Below are 14,841 nucleotides of genomic sequence, written 5' to 3' on the forward strand. Positions count from 1 at the left end.
AATGCGAGCCGAACCTTTCCTGTCCAGCCCTTCGAAAATCAGGACCGAACCTGTCGTCGATCTCAAGGACTATCCCGTCCGCGAGTATGTGCGCGCCATGTCGATGGAACTGGCCCAGATGGCTTTGTGGGATGGCGACCCCATACTGGCCGAGGCTCTGGAAGCAGCGGCTCGGATGGCGGGTGTGCCCAAGGTGACCGAACCGGTGCGTGATCCGGCACCGCGTCGAAAGCGAGCCAGCTAACGCGATACCAAGCCTCCAGCCAGCAGTGTTGCACGTCCGGACAGGCTGAGCTCCAGCAGGGCGGCCGCGACCGTGCCGATCGACACACCCAGGGCCCGCGCCAGCTCGTCGCGCGGCGTAGGCGTTGGTGACAGAAGACCAGCAACCTGTTCGATCAGGGCGTCGTCCAGATCGTAGGGTGCGCCGTCAAACGGGTTGGTATGGTCCGGTTCGCGCAGGGTCCGCAGGGTGTTGAAGGCCCGCTCCACGTCCTCCAGCCCTTCGCACAGGATGGCCCCCTGACGTAGCAACTCGTTCGGCCCCCTAGAGCGCGGGTCCAGCGGCGAGCCCGGCACAGCGAAGACATCGCGCCCCTGTTCGCCGGCCAGACGCGCGGTGATCAGCGAGCCGGAGCGGATTTCCGCCTCCACAACGATCACCCCGCGCGACAGGCCCGAGATGATGCGGTTGCGGCGGGGGAAGTCCCGCGCCTGGGCTCGCGCACCGACCGGGCTTTCGGACACGATGCAGCCGCGCTCCACGATCTGCGCGTACAGGTCGGCATTGTCCGGCGGATAGATGTCGTCGACACCGCCACCGAGCACCGCGACCGTGCCAGTTTCCAGCGCGCCGGCATGGGCCGCCCCGTCGATGCCGCGGGCCAGCCCCGACACGACGACATGGCCCGCCTGACCCAGTTGCTGGGCCAGACCCCGCGCAATTCGTTGTCCACCGGCCGAGGCGATGCGTGCGCCAACGATGCCGATGCAGGGCCGGGCCATCAGCCCGACATCGCCCCGCGTCCAAAGCAGTGGCGGCGGCGGGTCCAGGGCGGCCAGCATTTCGGGATAGTCGGCCTCGCCCAGCACGATCAGCCGTGCGCCGATCCGCTCGCCTGCCGCCAGTTCGGCCTCGATGGAGGCGACCGTGGGCAGGGTATGACCTGTGCCGCCGCCCTTGCGGATCAGGTCGGGCAGGGCCTCGACCGCGCGCCCCGCGCTGCCGAACCGGTCCAGCAACTGGCGAAAGGTGACGGGCCCAACCTTGTCCGTGCGGGCCAGACGGACCCGCGCGAAACGCTCGGCCTCGCCCAGGCCTGTGCTCACGCCGACTTGGCCCCGATGCGCGGTTCCACGCCCTTCAAGAGGCGAGCGATATTCTCGTGGTGCCTCACCCAGATCAGCACGGCGGTAAATGCCGCCAGCACAATGATCGGCTGGGGTGCGGGCAGGTTCAGGACGGCTATAGGCATCAGCCCGACCAGAGGCGTCGCTGCCGAAGCGACCAGCGCCGCTAGCGATGACATCCTCAGCAAGGCCGCCGTCAGCAGCCAGATCACTGCCGCCGCCAAACCGAGCGGCCACCAGGCCGCCAGCATCAGGCCAAAGAAAGTCGCCACCCCCTTGCCACCCTTGAACTTAAGCCAGACGGGAAACAGGTGGCCCAGAAAGGCCGCACCACCCGCCACCGCACCCGCGATTTCGGCATTCGGACTGGCGCCGCCCATCAGAGCCTTGGCCAGCAGAAGAGCCGCCGCCCCCTTGCCCGCATCCAGCAACAGGGTGGCGATGGCCAGGTCCTTGCGCCCGGTCCTCAGCACATTGGTCGCGCCGATGTTGCCGGAGCCGATGCTGCGTACGTCGCCCGCGCCGCCCAGCCGCGTCAGGATCACGCCGAACGGGATGGAGCCGAGCAGATAGCCGCCGACCGCCATCAGGGCGAATGTCTTGAGCATAGATGCGGTGGGTTCGATCACGTTATTCCTCGAACAGCTTGAGCGTGTTTATCACGCCATGTCTCAGGTGAACCAGCAGCGATAGTAGTGGCCGGTGATTCGCGAACAGCTCACGATGTCGCCACCCCACAGTTCCTGCAAATCCGGGCGAATGGTGTAGTCACCATTTGTCTCGCCCCAGCCTTTTGCCGTGGCCACGCCGTCCGAAGGGGCGTGAATAACTGCACCCCAGTTGTCTGCGATGCCTACGGGCTGAGGAAAAGCGACCCTGATCGGCGGCCCGGGTTCGATGCGATAAGAAACGCCATGCCGGGTCCCATCTCTGGGCAGTCTGTCGGCCTCGGCCACTACGGCATCATAGGCCTGGCGGTGCTGGTTGAAACTGATGAAGAACCACAGGCGACCGCCCCAACTGGGAAGGGGCAGCAGCACGAGAACGAGCGCTGCGACGATCAGTGCGCCCACGGCCTTTCCCTCACCCGAAAAGGCAAGCGCAGCCATTACAACCAATCCGCCAAGACCCACGAGTGGGACAGCGACAATGGCGAGAAAGATATTGACCTCCGTCAGCCAATCGCTGGCCAGCAATGTCAGTGCGGCTAAGGCAAACCAGATGCCGACTAACCACCACGCTGTCCTGGAAACAGACTTCATTCTTCGCTGTGGACGATGCGGCCACCGACGATGGTGAGCAAGACCTTGCCTTGCAGGCGGCGGCCGTCGAACGGCGAGTTCTTGGACTTGGATTTCAGCGTGGCGGCGTCGATCACGACGGGAGCGTTGGCATCGAACAGGATGAGGTCGGCGGGCGTGCCCTCGGCCAAGCGTCCTGCTTCGAGGCCCAGCAGGCTGGCCGGGCCGGTGGTCAATGGACGCAGCACGTCCAGCAGGTCCAGTCCGGCCTCATGGTGCAGGGTCAGTGCGGCGGGCAGCAGGGTTTCCAGGCCGATGGCTCCAGGCGTCGCCTCGCTGAAGGGACGGCGCTTGTCCTCGGCTGGGGCAGGAGCGTGGGCGGATGTGATGACGTCGATCAGGCCTTCGCGCACGGCCTCAATCAGGGCCTGTCGGTCGGCCTCGCTGCGCAGGGGCGGGTCCAGCCGGTAGAAGGTACGGTAGTCGCCGATGTCGATCTCGTTGAAGCAGAGGTGGTTGACCGACACCGAGGCGGCGATCTCCAGCCCCTTGGCGCGCGCGCGGGCCAGGGTTTCCAGCGCGCCCTCGGTCGAAATCTGGTCAATCAGGAAACGTGCGCCGGTCTGTTCGACCAGGGCCAGATCACGCTCCAGTTGGATGCGTTCGGCGATGGCGGGCACCGACGACAGGCCCAGCCGGGTGGCCAGTTCGCCACTGGTCGCCACGGTACCCTCCGACAGCCAGGGATCGGCCGGGCGGCAGGAGATCAGGGCATTGAAGGTGGCGGCGTAGCTCATGACCCGCTGCAGGGTGCGGGTGTTGGAGATCACGCGGTCGACGTCGGTAAAGTACAGCGCGCCGGCTTCGTCCATCAGACCGATCTCGGCCATGCGCTGGCCGTCGCAGGTCCGGGTGGCTGCCCCCGCTGCCCGCACGTTCACCAGCCCCAAGGCAGCTCCGCGCCGTTGGATGAAGTCGATCATGGCCGGGTCGTCGATGGCCGGGTCGGTGTCTGGCTGGATCACGATGGTTGTGACGCCGCCCGCCGCCGCCGACTGGGCCGCGGACTTCAGCGTCTCCTTGGGCTCGGCGCCCGGCTCGCCGGTCTTGACCCGGATGTCGATCAGGCCGGGAGTCAGGCAGCGGCCGTCGGCGTCGATCACCCTGATGCCTGCAGGGGCGACCGCGTGGGTACCCCGGATAACCTCGGCGATCCGTCCGTCCTCGACCAGCACCGCACCGGGCCCGTCATAGTCTGAGGCCGGATCGATCAGGCGGGCGTTCAAGATCGCAAGTGTCGTGGATGATACGGCGGTCATGTTGCCGCTCCATCCAGCCGCACCGACAAGGCCGCGAGCACTGCCATTCGCGCCGCCACGCCCATCTCGACCTGATCCTGGATCAAGGACACCGACAGGTCGTCAGCGACGTCGGAATCGATCTCCACGCCCCGGTTCATCGGCCCCGGATGCATGACCTTCGCCCCCGGCTTGGCCCAGGCCAGCTTCTCGCGGTCCAAGCCCCAGAAGCGGAAATACTCGCGGGTCGAGGGCACCAGCGCGCCCTCCATCCGCTCCAGCTGAAGACGCAGCATCATCACGACGTCGCAGCCTTGCAGGCCGTCCTTCATGTCGTGAAACACCTCGCAGCCCCAGCGGTCGGCATCGCCCGGCACCAGCGTCGGCGGCCCGATCAGCCGCACTCGCGCCCCCATCATGGACAGCAGGGCCACGTTCGACCTCGCCACCCGGCTATGGGCGATGTCGCCGCATATGGCGACCGTCAGACCGCCGACATCGCCGAACGCCCGGCGCAGGCTCAGCAGGTCAAGCAGCGCCTGCGTCGGATGCTCGTGCCGTCCATCCCCCGCATTGACGACCGCACAGCCGACCTTCTGGCTGAGCAAATCCGCCGCACCTGAGGCCGAATGGCGGACAACCAGCACGTCCGGCTTCATGGCGTTCAGCGTCGCCGCCGTATCGATCAGGGTCTCGCCCTTGGCCACGGAGGATGTCCTGGGCGACAGCGCCGTCACATCCGCCCCCAGCCGCTTGGCCGCGATCTCGAACGAGGCGCTGGTCCGGGTCGAGTTTTCGAAGAACAGGTTCACCACGGTGCGCCCGCGCATCAGGTCCAGCCCCTTGGCGTTCGACCGGTTCAGATCGACGAAGGCGTCGGCCAGATCCAGCAGGGCAGGGGCGGTCGCCGCATTCAGGTCGCCGGCGGCGAGGAAATGGGCCTTCGGAAACGGCATCAGCCGTTCGCGAATCAGATCGGTGAGGGCGTCTGGCTGTCTCATCGAGGCCCGGCTATAGGGCCAGTCAGGCGAGAGGGGAAGCGCGCAGCCGATCCAGCGCCCCCTGCAATATCCAGGCGGCGGCCGTGCGATCCACGACATCGGCCCGTCGCTTGCGGTTCAGATCCAGGTCCTCGATCAGGAACCGCTCCACCGCACTGGTCGACAGCCGCTCGTCCTGAAAGGCATAGGGCACGGGCCGCAACCGCTGCAGATTGCGCGCAAAAGCCCGGCACGACTGGGCGCGCGGCCCTTCGGTGCCGTCCATGTTCAGCGGCAGGCCGATGACCAGTCCCGACACGCTTCGCCCGTTCATGATCTTGAACAGGGCCTCGGCATCCTGGGTGAACTTGACCTTGCGGATCAGCGACAGCGGGCTGGCGATCATGCGGCTGGTGTCGGACACGGCCACACCGATGGTCTTTTCGCCCAGATCCAGCCCCAGCCAGGCGGTTCCCGGAGGCGTCGATTCGGACAGGGCTTGAAGGGTCATTTCACTCACCGCGCGGCGGTAGGCGCACACGGCCCCGCTGTCAAAGACGTAGCGGCGTCTGAATCCTTGTGAAATCCAGTCGGGGCCGCTAATCCCGCCCGCTTGGAACTGTTTCTGGAGGGCCGCATGGCCATCGACGCCGCGACGGTGCGCAAAGTCGCCCACCTCGCCCGCATCAAGACCCCTGAGGACCGGCTGGAGCCGCTGGCCAAGGAGCTGAACGGCATCCTGGCCTGGATCGAGCAGCTGGACGAGGTCGACATCGACGGCGTCGAGCCCATGACCTCCAATGTGGCCCAGCCCATGCGCCTGCGCGACGACGTCGTCACCGACGGCGGCAAGGTGGAAGCCGTTCTGTCCAACGCGCCGCGGTCCGCCGACGGCTTCTTCGTCGTGCCCAAGGTGGTCGAATAGAATGTCCGACCTGACCCAACTGACCCTCAAGGCCGCCCTCGACGGCCTCAAGGCCCGCGACTTCTCGTCCGAGGAAATCACCAAGGCCTTCGTCGCCAACATCGACGCCGCCAATCCGACGCTGAATGCCTTCGTGGTCCAGACCACGGACAAGGCGCTGGAGATGGCGCGCGCATCCGACGCACGCTTGGCCAAGGGCGAGGGCGGGGCGCTGGAAGGCGCGCCTCTGGGTATCAAGGACCTGTTCTGCACCCAGGGCGTCCAGACGACGGCCGGGTCCAACATGCTGCGCGGCTTTGTGCCGCCGTATGAATCGACCGTCACGTCCAACCTCTGGGCCGACGGCGCGGTCATGCTGGGCAAGCTGAACATGGACGAGTTCGCCATGGGCTCGTCCAACGAGACCTCGGCCTTCGGTCCTGTCAAGAATCCGTGGAAGTCCAAGACCTCCAACGCCGAACTGACGCCGGGTGGCTCTTCCGGCGGTTCGGCCTCGGCGGTCGCTGGCGACCTTTGCCTGGCCGCCACCGCGTCCGACACCGGCGGCTCGATCCGCCAGCCCGCCGCCTTCACCGGCACGGTCGGGATCAAGCCCACCTATGGCCGCGCTAGCCGCTTCGGCATGGTGGCCTTCGCCAGTTCGCTGGACCAGGCCGGGCCGATCACGAAGACGGTCGAGGACGCCGCCATCCTGCTGCGCTCCATGTGCTCCTTCGATCCGAAGGACGCGACGAGTCTCGACATTGAAACGCCCGACTGGACCCAGTCGCTGGGCAAGTCGGTCAAGGGGCTGCGCATCGGCGTGCCCGCCGAATATGTCGTCGACGGCATGCCCGCCGAGATCCAGGCCCTGTGGGACCAGGGCATCGCCTGGCTGAAGGCGGCGGGCTGCGAGATCGTGCCGATCAGCCTGCCGCACACCAAATATGCCCTGCCGGCCTATTACATCATCGCCCCGGCCGAGGCCTCGTCCAACCTGGCCCGCTATGACGGCATGCGCTTCGGCCACCGCGCCGAGGGCACGACCAGCCTGACGGACCTGTACGAGACCAGCCGCGCCGAGGGCTTCGGCAAGGAGGTCCAGCGCCGCCTGACCATCGGGGCCTATGTGCTGTCGGCCGGCTTTTATGACGCCTATTACGTCCGCGCGCTGAAGGTCCGCCGCCGCATCGCCGAGGACTTCGACAACGTCTGGCACAAGGTCGACGCCATCGTCACCCCATCGACGCCGTCGGCGGCCTTTGCCTTGGGCGACAAGCAGATCGATCCTCTGCAGATGTATCTGAACGACATCTTCACCGTGACCGCCAACCTGGCGGGCCTGCCGGGCATCTCCGTGCCCGCCGGTCTGGACAGCGGCGGCCTGCCGCTGGGTCTCCAGGTCATCGGCAAGGCGCTTGACGAGGCGACGGTGTTCCAGGTGGCGAGTGCGCTGGAAGATGCGGCGGGGTTTGTGGCCAAGCCGGAGAAGTGGTGGTGAAGGCGTCTCGGTTCCTCCTCGGCTTAGGAAGCCTCGGATTGGGCCTGCTTGGCGTCGCTGGAGCGGGTGCCGTTTTTGTACTCGCCCCAACAGCCTTGGCATATGGAGGGCTTCCTCTGCCTTTCCTGTTGCTTCTCGGAGCGGCGGTCCTTGCAATGGTACTTGGGTTTCGTTGGAGTTGGAAAATTGCCGCGCACCTGAGACGAAGTGAAATCACAACCGCTCTTCCGAAGGCGGAAGGGTAGAGAAGACGCCATGACCGACACCGCCACAAAATCGAACCTCATCCAGGGCCGCACCGGCTCGTGGGAAATCGTCATGGGGCTGGAGATCCACGCCCAGGTAGCGTCCAAGGCCAAGCTGTTCTCGGGGGCCGCCGTCGGCTTTGGCGCGGGGCCGAACGAGCAGGTGTCGCTGGTCGATGCGGGCTTCCCCGGCATGCTGCCGACCCTGAACAAGCACTGCGTCGAACAGGCCGTCCGGACGGGCCTGGGCCTGAACGCGCAGATCAACAAGCGCAGCCAATTCGACCGCAAGAACTATTTCTACCCCGACCTGCCCACCGGCTATCAGATCAGCCAGCTGTACTTCCCCATCGTCGGCGAGGGCGTCGTCGAGGTGGAGGCCGAAGATGGCAGCTTCTTCAATGTCGGAATCGAGCGCCTGCATCTGGAGCAGGATGCGGGCAAGCTGATCCACGACCTGTCGCCGAGCGAGAGCTATGTCGACCTGAACCGCGCGGGCACCGCCCTGATGGAGATCGTGTCGCGCCCGGATATCCGCTCGCCGGAAGAGGCGGTCGCCTACGTCAAGAAGATCCGCACCATCCTTATCTACCTCGGCACCTGCGACGGCGACATGGAAAAGGGCAATCTGCGCGCCGACGTGAACGTGTCCGTCTGCCGCGAGGGCCAGTACGCCAGGTTCAAGGAAACCGGCGACTTCAGCCATCTGGGCACGCGCTGCGAGATCAAGAACGTCAACTCGTTCCGCTTCATTTCGCAGGCCATCAACTACGAGGCCCGTCGCCAGATCGAGATCCTGGAGGACGGCGGCAAGATCGATCAGGAGACGCGCCTGTACGATCCCACAGCCGGCGAAACCCGTTCGATGCGGTCCAAGGAAGAGGCGATGGACTATCGCTACTTCCCCGACCCCGACCTGCTGCCGCTGGAGCTGGAGCAGGCCTGGATCGACGGTATCAAGGCCGACCTGCCCGAACTGCCCGATGCCAAACGCCGTCGCCTGATGGCCGACTATGGCCTGTCGCAATACGACGCCGTGGTGCTGATCTCGGAACAGGCCAAGGCCGACTATTTCGAAAAGGCCGCCAAGGGTCGTGACGCCAAGCTGGTGTCCAACTGGGTGACCAATGAGGTTTCCGCCCGCTTGGCCGCTGACGGCCGCGACTTCAGCGACAACCCTCTGCCCGCCGCCCATGTGGCCCAGCTGGTCGAACTGATCGAGACCAACGTCATCTCGTCGAAGATCGCCAAGGAGGTCTTCGACCACGTCTGGAATGGCGAAGGCTCACCCGCCGAGGTCGTCGAAAAGCACGGCCTCAAACAGGTCACCGACACCGGCGCGATCGAAAAGGCCATCGACGACATCATCGCCGCCAACCCCGACAAGGCTGCCGCCGTCGCCGAGAAGCCTCAGGCCCTGGGCTGGTTCGTCGGTCAGGTCATGAAGGCGACGGGTGGGAAGGCCAACCCGGCGGCCGTCAACGACATCCTGAAGGCGAAGCTGGGGCTTTAAAGCCCTGCCGCCCAATCTGTACCGCGGACCAGGCTGTCGATGATGCCGGGTTCGCTGGAGGCGTGTCCTGCGTCGGGGATGACGTCCAGCTTGGCTTCCGGCCAGGCACGGTGCAGGGCCCATGCGCTGGTCATGGGGGTGACGACGTCGAACCGTCCTTGCGCGATCCAGCAGGGCAGGTGACGGATGCGGTGAATGTTGTTCAGGAGCCAGTTCTCCTCGGGGAAGAAGCCGCCGTTCATGAAGTACCAGCATTCGATACGGGCGAAGGCGACGGCGAACTCGGCCTCGGCGAAGCGGTCGGGGCGAGCCGCTGGCCCCTGAACGCTGACGGTCTCACCTTCCCAGCTGGACCATGCGATGGCGCAGCGATCGCGTTCTGCCGCATCGTTTCCGGTCAGCCGCTTGTAATAGGCCCCCATCAGATCGTGACGTTCATCCTCGGGGATGGGCTCCAGAAACCGCTCCCAGGCGTCAGGGAAGATGTGTGAGGCACCGTCCTGATAGAACCAGTGCAGTTCCGGCTTTGTCAGCAGGAATATGCCCCGCAGGACCAGACCCAGGGCGCGCTCCGGATGCGTGATCGCATAGGCCAGCGACAGGGTGGAGCCCCAGCTTCCGCCGAAGATCACCCACTTGTCGATGCCCAGTTGGTCGCGCAGACGCTCGATATCGGCGATCAGGGTCCAGGTGGTGTTGTCTTCCAGCGAGGCATTGGGCCGGCTGAGGCCGCAGCCGCGCTGGTCCAGCATGACGATGCGGTATTTCGCAGGGTCGAAATAGCGGCGCATGCCGGGATTGACCGCTCCGCCTGGGCCTCCGTGCAGGACGATGACCGGGATGCCGTCCGGATTGCCACTCTGCTCCCAGTAGATTTCATGGACGCTGTCGGTCGTCATGAAGCCGGTCTGATAGGCCTCGATCTCGGGATAGAGGTCGCGGCGGGTCGAGGGCGCTGGAAAAGCCATACTTTAATCGGTCTTTCGTGTTCGCCCGGTCAGGCGGGTCTGGATTGGGCGCGCAGGGCGCAGACGGCCAGCAAGAGCCAGGCCAGAATCATCAGCAGGCCGCCGATCGGAGCGACGGCCCCCATCGCCTTCAGGCTGAGCAGGGCGATGGCCGAAAGCGCCAGCGAGAAGATCAGGCCGCCTGACGCCGCCATCCATCCGGCGATCATGATCAGGCGATCACGCGTCGGCCAGAGAACGCAGACCAGAGCGAGCAGTGCGTGCACCATCTGGTATTGCGCCCCAGTGGTCAGCAGGGTTTTCACACCCGGTCCTGCGCCGTGAGCAGCGAAAGCTCCCAGAGCAACGGCCATGGCACCGTTCAGACAGGCAAAGGGGGCAAGCAAGCGTGACAGTATCATGGAACACTAGGTAGAGCATGGAATCAGGCGCGTCTGCTAGACCCCGACTTATGTCACCCGCCGCCCGCATGGCCCTGCAATACGTCCTGCTGTTCGCGGCCAATGGTGTGACACTGCCGTTCGCTGGCCTCTGGTTCCGGGCGCAGGGGCTGAGCGGGGCCGAGATCGGAGTGCTGCTGGCCGCGCCCATGCTGGGGCGGCTGGTGACGGGACCAGCGCTGGCCGTCTGGGCCGACGGGTTCCTGACGCGGCGGGCACCGATCGCCATTCTGGGGGCTGTGATGGCGGCAGGCTATGCCGGGGCCGGGCTGGCCAATGGCTTTGCGGGCTGGGCCATCGGCTGGTTCGTGGGCGCGACGGCGGCGGCGGCGTTGATCCCGCTGAGTGACGTGCTGACCCTGCGGTTGGCGGCACGACACGGGTTTACCTTCTCATTGCCTAGAGGAGCCGGTTCGGCCGCCTTCGTCCTGGCCAATCTGGGGATGGGGGCGCTGCTTCTGCGCACGCCGGTGGACGCGGTGATCGTCGCCAGTGTGGTCGCGGCCCTGGGCATTGTGCTCGTGGCCGCGGTCCTCCTGCCGAGCGAGCGTGTCACGGATGGCGCGACGGTTCGCGGTCGCGAGCGGTTCAGGGGGCTGGGTCGGCTTTTGGCCGATCCGGTCTTCATGCTCGCCATCTTCGCCATCGGGGTGGTACAGGCGGCGCACGCTTTCCAATATGGCTTCTCCGCCATCCTGTGGCAGACGCAGGGGATCAGTGCGGCGGTCACGGGCCAGCTGTGGGCGTTCGGCGTGGTGGTCGAGATCGCGCTGATGTGGGTTGTAGAGCCGTGGCGCAGGCGGGCCGGAATCGGGCCGTGGAGCTTGCTGGTGATCGGCTGTATCGCCTCGATCCTGCGCTGGTCGTTAATGGCGATGGCTCCGCCACTTTGGGCACTGTGGCCTTTGCAGGCTTTGCACGCCCTGACGTTCGCCGCGACCTTCCTGGCCGGGTTACAGCTGGTGGAGCGCCTGTCACCACCTGACGGACACACAGCGGCACAGACCCTGAGCTCGGTGTTGTCGGCCGGAATTCTGATCGGGCTGGCCACCATTGTATCGGGGCCACTGTATGACCGGTTCGGGGCCGGGGGCTATTGGGCGATGGCAGCTTTGTCGGCCCTGGGGCTTTGTGCGGCTTTGATGCTGCGGACCGGCCTCAGGCGGCGCGGGGCCGGGGCAGGGGTGCCAGATGCCGGGCCATGGCCTGGGCCGCAGCCTTGACGGCACGCTGTACGCGATCGTCGGGTTCGTCTACCGGCGCGCGCAACAGGCCGATGGCGGGCGTATCCATGCCCTCGGGCAGGGCGGCGAGAACGCGATACAGAAGGTAGCTGCCGACGTCGTCCTCAGTCTCAGAGCTGACGCCAGCTTTCAGGCCGGCCTCGTTCAGCTCGCGGATCATTTCGGCCACCGGTGCCGTGGCGCGGGCTACACCTGGTCCGTCGCTGTTGCCGCGATGTGTGCCGTCCAGGGACCGGTTTTCGGTTCTGATCTGGAGCCTGAAACCAGCACCCTCACGGGTCCTGCCTACCAGCAAAAGTCCTCGGCAGGCAGGAAGGGTCAGGGCTTCGGACAGCGTGACTGCCAAGGCAGTGGGTTCAGCCGGGTCGATGGCCAAGGTCCGGGCACCGGTCGGGTTCCAGGCCTCGCCTGACAGATCTTCGACCGGGTCCCAGCCGGTTTCGCCAATTTCATAGGCGCAGATGGCGATAGCCGGGCGTGTGTCCGACGCTTCTAGAGATCGGGTGTCGAGCATGGCCCCCGCCTGTGCATGACGCTACTGTGACAGAAGCCGGGACCGTGTCGGAAACAGGCCGGTTCCGTCAATACACAATCGTTCAATGGCTTAGCCCAGATCGCCGATGGCGGCATCCAGAAGCATGTAGGCTCGTCCGCCGTCCGACGTAAGCTGGCCCAGCACAGCGGCTCCATCACGCGCCGCCGCCCGTTCAGTAAGACCCCGCGAGAAGGATCGAACATAGGCTTCGGCGTCCGCGCGCATGTCAGTGTCGGTCAACACGCGACGGGACACGCTGCGCACAGCGGCAGGGGCGACCCTTCGCACGATCTGGCGAGCACGATCGGGGTCTCCGATGGTGATGGCCTGGGCGGCCTCCTCGACACGGGAGCGTGGCAGCAGGGCATTCGGGTCCACGCCCATGCGTCGAATGGCGGCGGTGATACGCTCACCCAGGGCCTCGGCCTCGACACCGGGCATGACCGGTGTGTCGAGATCGAGCGGCTCTTCGTCGGCAGCGGAACCGTCCGGATCCGCCCAGTCAGAGGGGTTGGCGGGAGGGGAAATCGGGGCCGGAGCGGGCTCCAGCTTCAGACGACTGCGAAGTCCGAAGCCGCGCGCCTCGTCCTTGTGGGGCAGGGCTGGACGCAAGGCGGGTTCCGGCTTGGCCGGGGCCTCTGGAACAGCCGTGGCCGGTGTAGCCGTCGCGTCACGGCGGCGATTCCCAGCAGGTTCACCGGACACGACGCCCATCAGACGGACCGCCTCGGTCAGCATGTCGTAGTTGCGGCGCACGCGCTCCTGAAAGCCGAGATCGAGGGCCTCGGTATCAGATGCCGCCTTCTGGGAGGCGGCGGACAGAGCGGCCAAGCCTTGTTCGACCGAGGCGCGGACGGCTTCGACGCGAGCTTGAGCTTCTTCGGGCAAGCGTGCGGCGCGGTCGTCCAGTTCGCCGATGGTGTTGTCGATGCGAGCCAAGGCATCATTCATGCGTTCGACCGTCGATTCCAGCCGCATCAGGGCGCGTTCGCCCGCCTCATCGACCATGCCGGCGGTCTCGGCGACGATCTTGCGGGCACCATCGATGCGGGTGTCGGCGGCGTGATCGGCCTTCTGGGCGGCCTCGAACAGGGCCTCGCCCAAGCGATCAACGCGGACCTGGGCCAGGTCGGCAGCCTCGGTCGCAGCCTGACGCGAATCCTCTGCGGTAGCCTGAAGTGCGGCCAAGGCGCGGCGTGTCTCCTCGACCAAGGCGTCGCGGGCCTCGGCCGCCAAGGCTTCGAACTTATCGAGTGCCAGTTTCGTGGCGGCGTCGAAACCATCGGCTTCGCGCTGGGACATGTCGACCAGGGCACGGAACTGGTCGGTCGCGGCCTCCACCAGGTCCTTGATCGATTCCGTCGTGCGCTGGGTGGTGTCGCCAAGATCCTGCGTGACCGAGCGTGTCGCCGACAATTGTTCGGTCAACTGGGCGCGCTGGCTCTCGACCTGGGCCGAGAAGTCTTCCTGATCGGTGCGAAGCCCCAGTGCAGCGGTGACCAGTGCGGCGCGCTGCTGGCCCAGTCCTTCTTCGACGGACTGGATCTGTTCGGCCACACCGGCCCCGGCGTTCTCCAGACGCAGGGTCTGGCGGGCCAGGTCATCGGCGGCCACACGGGCCGCGTCCTGGGCTTCACCGGCCGCTGCGGCCAGATCGGCGGCACGCGCGGCAAGCGCAGCCTCGGCCTCCCGCAGCTGCGTCTGAGCCAGATCTGAAGCGTCGATGACCATGCGGGACTGGCGCTCGACGGCCTCGGCCACACCGGTAGCCTGGGCGTCGAGCCGGGTGCCGAGAGCATGCATTTCGGTGCGTTCAGCCCCCAACTGCTCAACCAGACGGCGGGCGGTACGGCCCGCGACGTCGGCCGCGTCGGTCAGGCGGGTGGTTTCCTGAACCAGAGCCTCGCGCAACAGGGTCATGTCGTGTCGCGCACGTTCGGCGGCGACCGAGGCCAGGTCGATGTCGTTGCGCAGCGACTGAAGCACAGTGCCTGTCTGCTGGGCTGCCAAGGCCGTAGGAGCGACCAGGGCTTCGGCCAGTTCGCGGGCACGGCGGGTCTCGGCGGCCAGTCCGGCCCCCTGACGCACCGCATGGGCCAGCATGATGGCCAGGCCTACAGGGGCCAAGGCGATCAGGGCATAGACGGCGAGACGCAGCGGCTCCAACTCGGCGGTCCCCGCGCTGACCTCGAAGGTCAGCCAGGCTGCGACTCCCGCGACCCAGGCCGCAGACGCCAGCCCGGCGATCAGATAGGGCCGACCCTCGGACGGTGTGGCGGTCTTGCGCGATCGGATCGTCGTCGGTGGGGGTGGGGTCTCGAAGGGGGCCAAGGAGCCCTCACCTGATGTTTGGATCGGGGCGGACGCTACCGGTATGACGGCATCAACCGACGCGGCGCGTTCCGCCTCTGCCATGGCCTGAGCCCGTGCCTGGGCCTGACGGGTCTGTTCTTCGGCCAGACGACGGCGACGGCGCTCTGACATTGGACGGTCGTCTTCCGAAAGTTCGGCTTCAGCCTCGACTGCAGGCCGTGGGTCGCTGTGATCCTCGACCGGATCCGGTGATGACAGGTTCAGCGGGGGCCGTTGGCGGGACTTCATGATGCGTCGAACTCGTCACGA

15 protein-coding genes are annotated in these 14,841 nt (G+C 66.3%); 5 read left to right on the forward strand and 10 right to left on the reverse strand.

Features of this window, described 5'->3' with window-relative positions:
- The first annotated feature begins 1 nt into the window (after position 1).
- The gene (locus AC4PRM_RS11860) at positions 2-244 is read left to right on the forward strand and encodes a hypothetical protein (protein WP_492040005.1); all 243 of its coding nucleotides are present in this window, start codon (positions 2-4) and stop codon (positions 242-244) included.
- Here AC4PRM_RS11860 and dprA read toward each other — a convergent pair.
- The 6 genes from dprA to ruvX all read right to left on the reverse strand — a co-directional run bounded on the left by dprA (position 241) and on the right by ruvX (position 5,380).
- Entirely contained in the window at positions 241-1,329 is a 1,089-nt protein-coding gene (gene dprA / locus AC4PRM_RS11865; protein WP_492040006.1) for a DNA-processing protein DprA, read from the reverse strand. The two genes, AC4PRM_RS11860 and dprA, sit on opposite strands and share 4 nt — an antisense overlap.
- Positions 1,326-1,958 (reverse strand): glycerol-3-phosphate 1-O-acyltransferase PlsY, encoded by a 633-nt coding sequence (gene plsY / locus AC4PRM_RS11870; protein ID WP_492040007.1) that lies wholly within the window; start codon positions 1,956-1,958, stop codon positions 1,326-1,328. The genes dprA and plsY overlap by 4 nt, the downstream gene beginning before the upstream one ends.
- A gap of 63 nt (positions 1,959-2,021) precedes the next feature.
- Entirely contained in the window at positions 2,022-2,612 is a 591-nt protein-coding gene (locus AC4PRM_RS11875; protein WP_492040008.1) for a hypothetical protein, read from the reverse strand.
- Entirely contained in the window at positions 2,609-3,910 is a 1,302-nt protein-coding gene (pyrC, locus tag AC4PRM_RS11880) for a dihydroorotase (protein ID WP_492040009.1), read from the reverse strand. Before pyrC ends, AC4PRM_RS11875 begins: the two co-directional genes overlap by 4 nt.
- On the reverse strand, positions 3,907-4,890 hold the full coding sequence (locus tag AC4PRM_RS11885; RefSeq protein ID WP_492040010.1) for an aspartate carbamoyltransferase catalytic subunit: 984 nt from the start codon (positions 4,888-4,890) through the stop codon (positions 3,907-3,909). The genes pyrC and AC4PRM_RS11885 overlap by 4 nt, the downstream gene beginning before the upstream one ends.
- A 22-nt stretch (positions 4,891-4,912) precedes the next feature.
- The gene (gene ruvX, locus AC4PRM_RS11890) at positions 4,913-5,380 is read right to left on the reverse strand and encodes a Holliday junction resolvase RuvX (protein WP_492040011.1); all 468 of its coding nucleotides are present in this window, start codon (positions 5,378-5,380) and stop codon (positions 4,913-4,915) included.
- Between the two features lie 126 nt (positions 5,381-5,506).
- Here ruvX and gatC point away from each other — a divergent pair, with 126 nt between their 5' ends.
- The 3 genes from gatC (at position 5,507) to gatB (ending at position 9,032) form a co-directional block, all read left to right on the forward strand.
- Positions 5,507-5,794: an Asp-tRNA(Asn)/Glu-tRNA(Gln) amidotransferase subunit GatC gene (gene gatC / locus AC4PRM_RS11895; RefSeq protein WP_296167647.1), complete on the forward strand. Its 288-nt coding sequence runs from the start codon at positions 5,507-5,509 to the stop codon at positions 5,792-5,794.
- Between the two features lies 1 nt (position 5,795).
- Positions 5,796-7,274 (forward strand): Asp-tRNA(Asn)/Glu-tRNA(Gln) amidotransferase subunit GatA, encoded by a 1,479-nt coding sequence (gatA, locus tag AC4PRM_RS11900; RefSeq protein ID WP_492040012.1) that lies wholly within the window; start codon positions 5,796-5,798, stop codon positions 7,272-7,274.
- 255 nt (positions 7,275-7,529) lie between these two features.
- Positions 7,530-9,032, forward strand: coding sequence for an Asp-tRNA(Asn)/Glu-tRNA(Gln) amidotransferase subunit GatB (gene gatB, locus AC4PRM_RS11905; protein WP_492040013.1), 1,503 nt, complete (start codon positions 7,530-7,532; stop codon positions 9,030-9,032).
- Here the strand turns inward: gatB and pip are convergent.
- Together pip and AC4PRM_RS11915 are read right to left on the reverse strand one after the other, a co-directional pair.
- Positions 9,029-10,000 (reverse strand): prolyl aminopeptidase, encoded by a 972-nt coding sequence (gene pip / locus AC4PRM_RS11910; RefSeq protein WP_492040014.1) that lies wholly within the window; start codon positions 9,998-10,000, stop codon positions 9,029-9,031. The genes gatB and pip overlap by 4 nt on opposite strands.
- A 29-nt stretch (positions 10,001-10,029) precedes the next feature.
- A complete protein-coding gene (locus AC4PRM_RS11915; protein ID WP_492040015.1) occupies positions 10,030-10,353 on the reverse strand; it encodes a DUF423 domain-containing protein in 324 nt (107 codons plus the stop codon).
- A gap of 98 nt (positions 10,354-10,451) precedes the next feature.
- Here AC4PRM_RS11915 and AC4PRM_RS11920 point away from each other — a divergent pair, with 98 nt between their 5' ends.
- Positions 10,452-11,663 (forward strand): MFS transporter, encoded by a 1,212-nt coding sequence (locus AC4PRM_RS11920; protein WP_487922151.1) that lies wholly within the window; start codon positions 10,452-10,454, stop codon positions 11,661-11,663.
- Here the strand turns inward: AC4PRM_RS11920 and AC4PRM_RS11925 are convergent.
- Positions 11,599-12,198 (reverse strand): C15 family peptidase, encoded by a 600-nt coding sequence (locus AC4PRM_RS11925; RefSeq protein WP_373257493.1) that lies wholly within the window; start codon positions 12,196-12,198, stop codon positions 11,599-11,601. The genes AC4PRM_RS11920 and AC4PRM_RS11925 overlap by 65 nt on opposite strands.
- A 90-nt stretch (positions 12,199-12,288) precedes the next feature.
- Entirely contained in the window at positions 12,289-14,820 is a 2,532-nt protein-coding gene (locus AC4PRM_RS11930; RefSeq protein ID WP_492040016.1) for a tipN, read from the reverse strand.
- Positions 14,821-14,841: the final 21 nt, after the last annotated feature.

The organism is Brevundimonas sp. DW-iso22, from assembly GCF_058725425.1.

What these genes read in the sequence shown, in the direction of transcription:
- pip (WP_492040014.1), bottom strand. Translation starts at nt 10,000, where the DNA reads ATGGCTTTTCCAGCGCCCTCGACCCGCCGCGACCTCTATCCCGAGATC.
- AC4PRM_RS11860 (WP_492040005.1), top strand. Translation starts at nt 2, where the DNA reads ATGCGAGCCGAACCTTTCCTGTCCAGCCCTTCGAAAATCAGGACCGAA.
- AC4PRM_RS11930 (WP_492040016.1), bottom strand. Translation starts at nt 14,820, where the DNA reads ATGAAGTCCCGCCAACGGCCCCCGCTGAACCTGTCATCACCGGATCCG.
- AC4PRM_RS11875 (WP_492040008.1), bottom strand. Translation starts at nt 2,612, where the DNA reads ATGAAGTCTGTTTCCAGGACAGCGTGGTGGTTAGTCGGCATCTGGTTT.
- AC4PRM_RS11920 (WP_487922151.1), top strand. Translation starts at nt 10,452, where the DNA reads ATGTCACCCGCCGCCCGCATGGCCCTGCAATACGTCCTGCTGTTCGCG.
- AC4PRM_RS11925 (WP_373257493.1), bottom strand. Translation starts at nt 12,198, where the DNA reads ATGCTCGACACCCGATCTCTAGAAGCGTCGGACACACGCCCGGCTATC.
- AC4PRM_RS11915 (WP_492040015.1), bottom strand. Translation starts at nt 10,353, where the DNA reads ATGGCCGTTGCTCTGGGAGCTTTCGCTGCTCACGGCGCAGGACCGGGT.
- gatA (WP_492040012.1), top strand. Translation starts at nt 5,796, where the DNA reads ATGTCCGACCTGACCCAACTGACCCTCAAGGCCGCCCTCGACGGCCTC.
- ruvX (WP_492040011.1), bottom strand. Translation starts at nt 5,380, where the DNA reads ATGACCCTTCAAGCCCTGTCCGAATCGACGCCTCCGGGAACCGCCTGG.
- AC4PRM_RS11885 (WP_492040010.1), bottom strand. Translation starts at nt 4,890, where the DNA reads ATGAGACAGCCAGACGCCCTCACCGATCTGATTCGCGAACGGCTGATG.
- plsY (WP_492040007.1), bottom strand. Translation starts at nt 1,958, where the DNA reads ATGCTCAAGACATTCGCCCTGATGGCGGTCGGCGGCTATCTGCTCGGC.
- gatB (WP_492040013.1), top strand. Translation starts at nt 7,530, where the DNA reads ATGACCGACACCGCCACAAAATCGAACCTCATCCAGGGCCGCACCGGC.
- pyrC (WP_492040009.1), bottom strand. Translation starts at nt 3,910, where the DNA reads ATGACCGCCGTATCATCCACGACACTTGCGATCTTGAACGCCCGCCTG.
- gatC (WP_296167647.1), top strand. Translation starts at nt 5,507, where the DNA reads ATGGCCATCGACGCCGCGACGGTGCGCAAAGTCGCCCACCTCGCCCGC.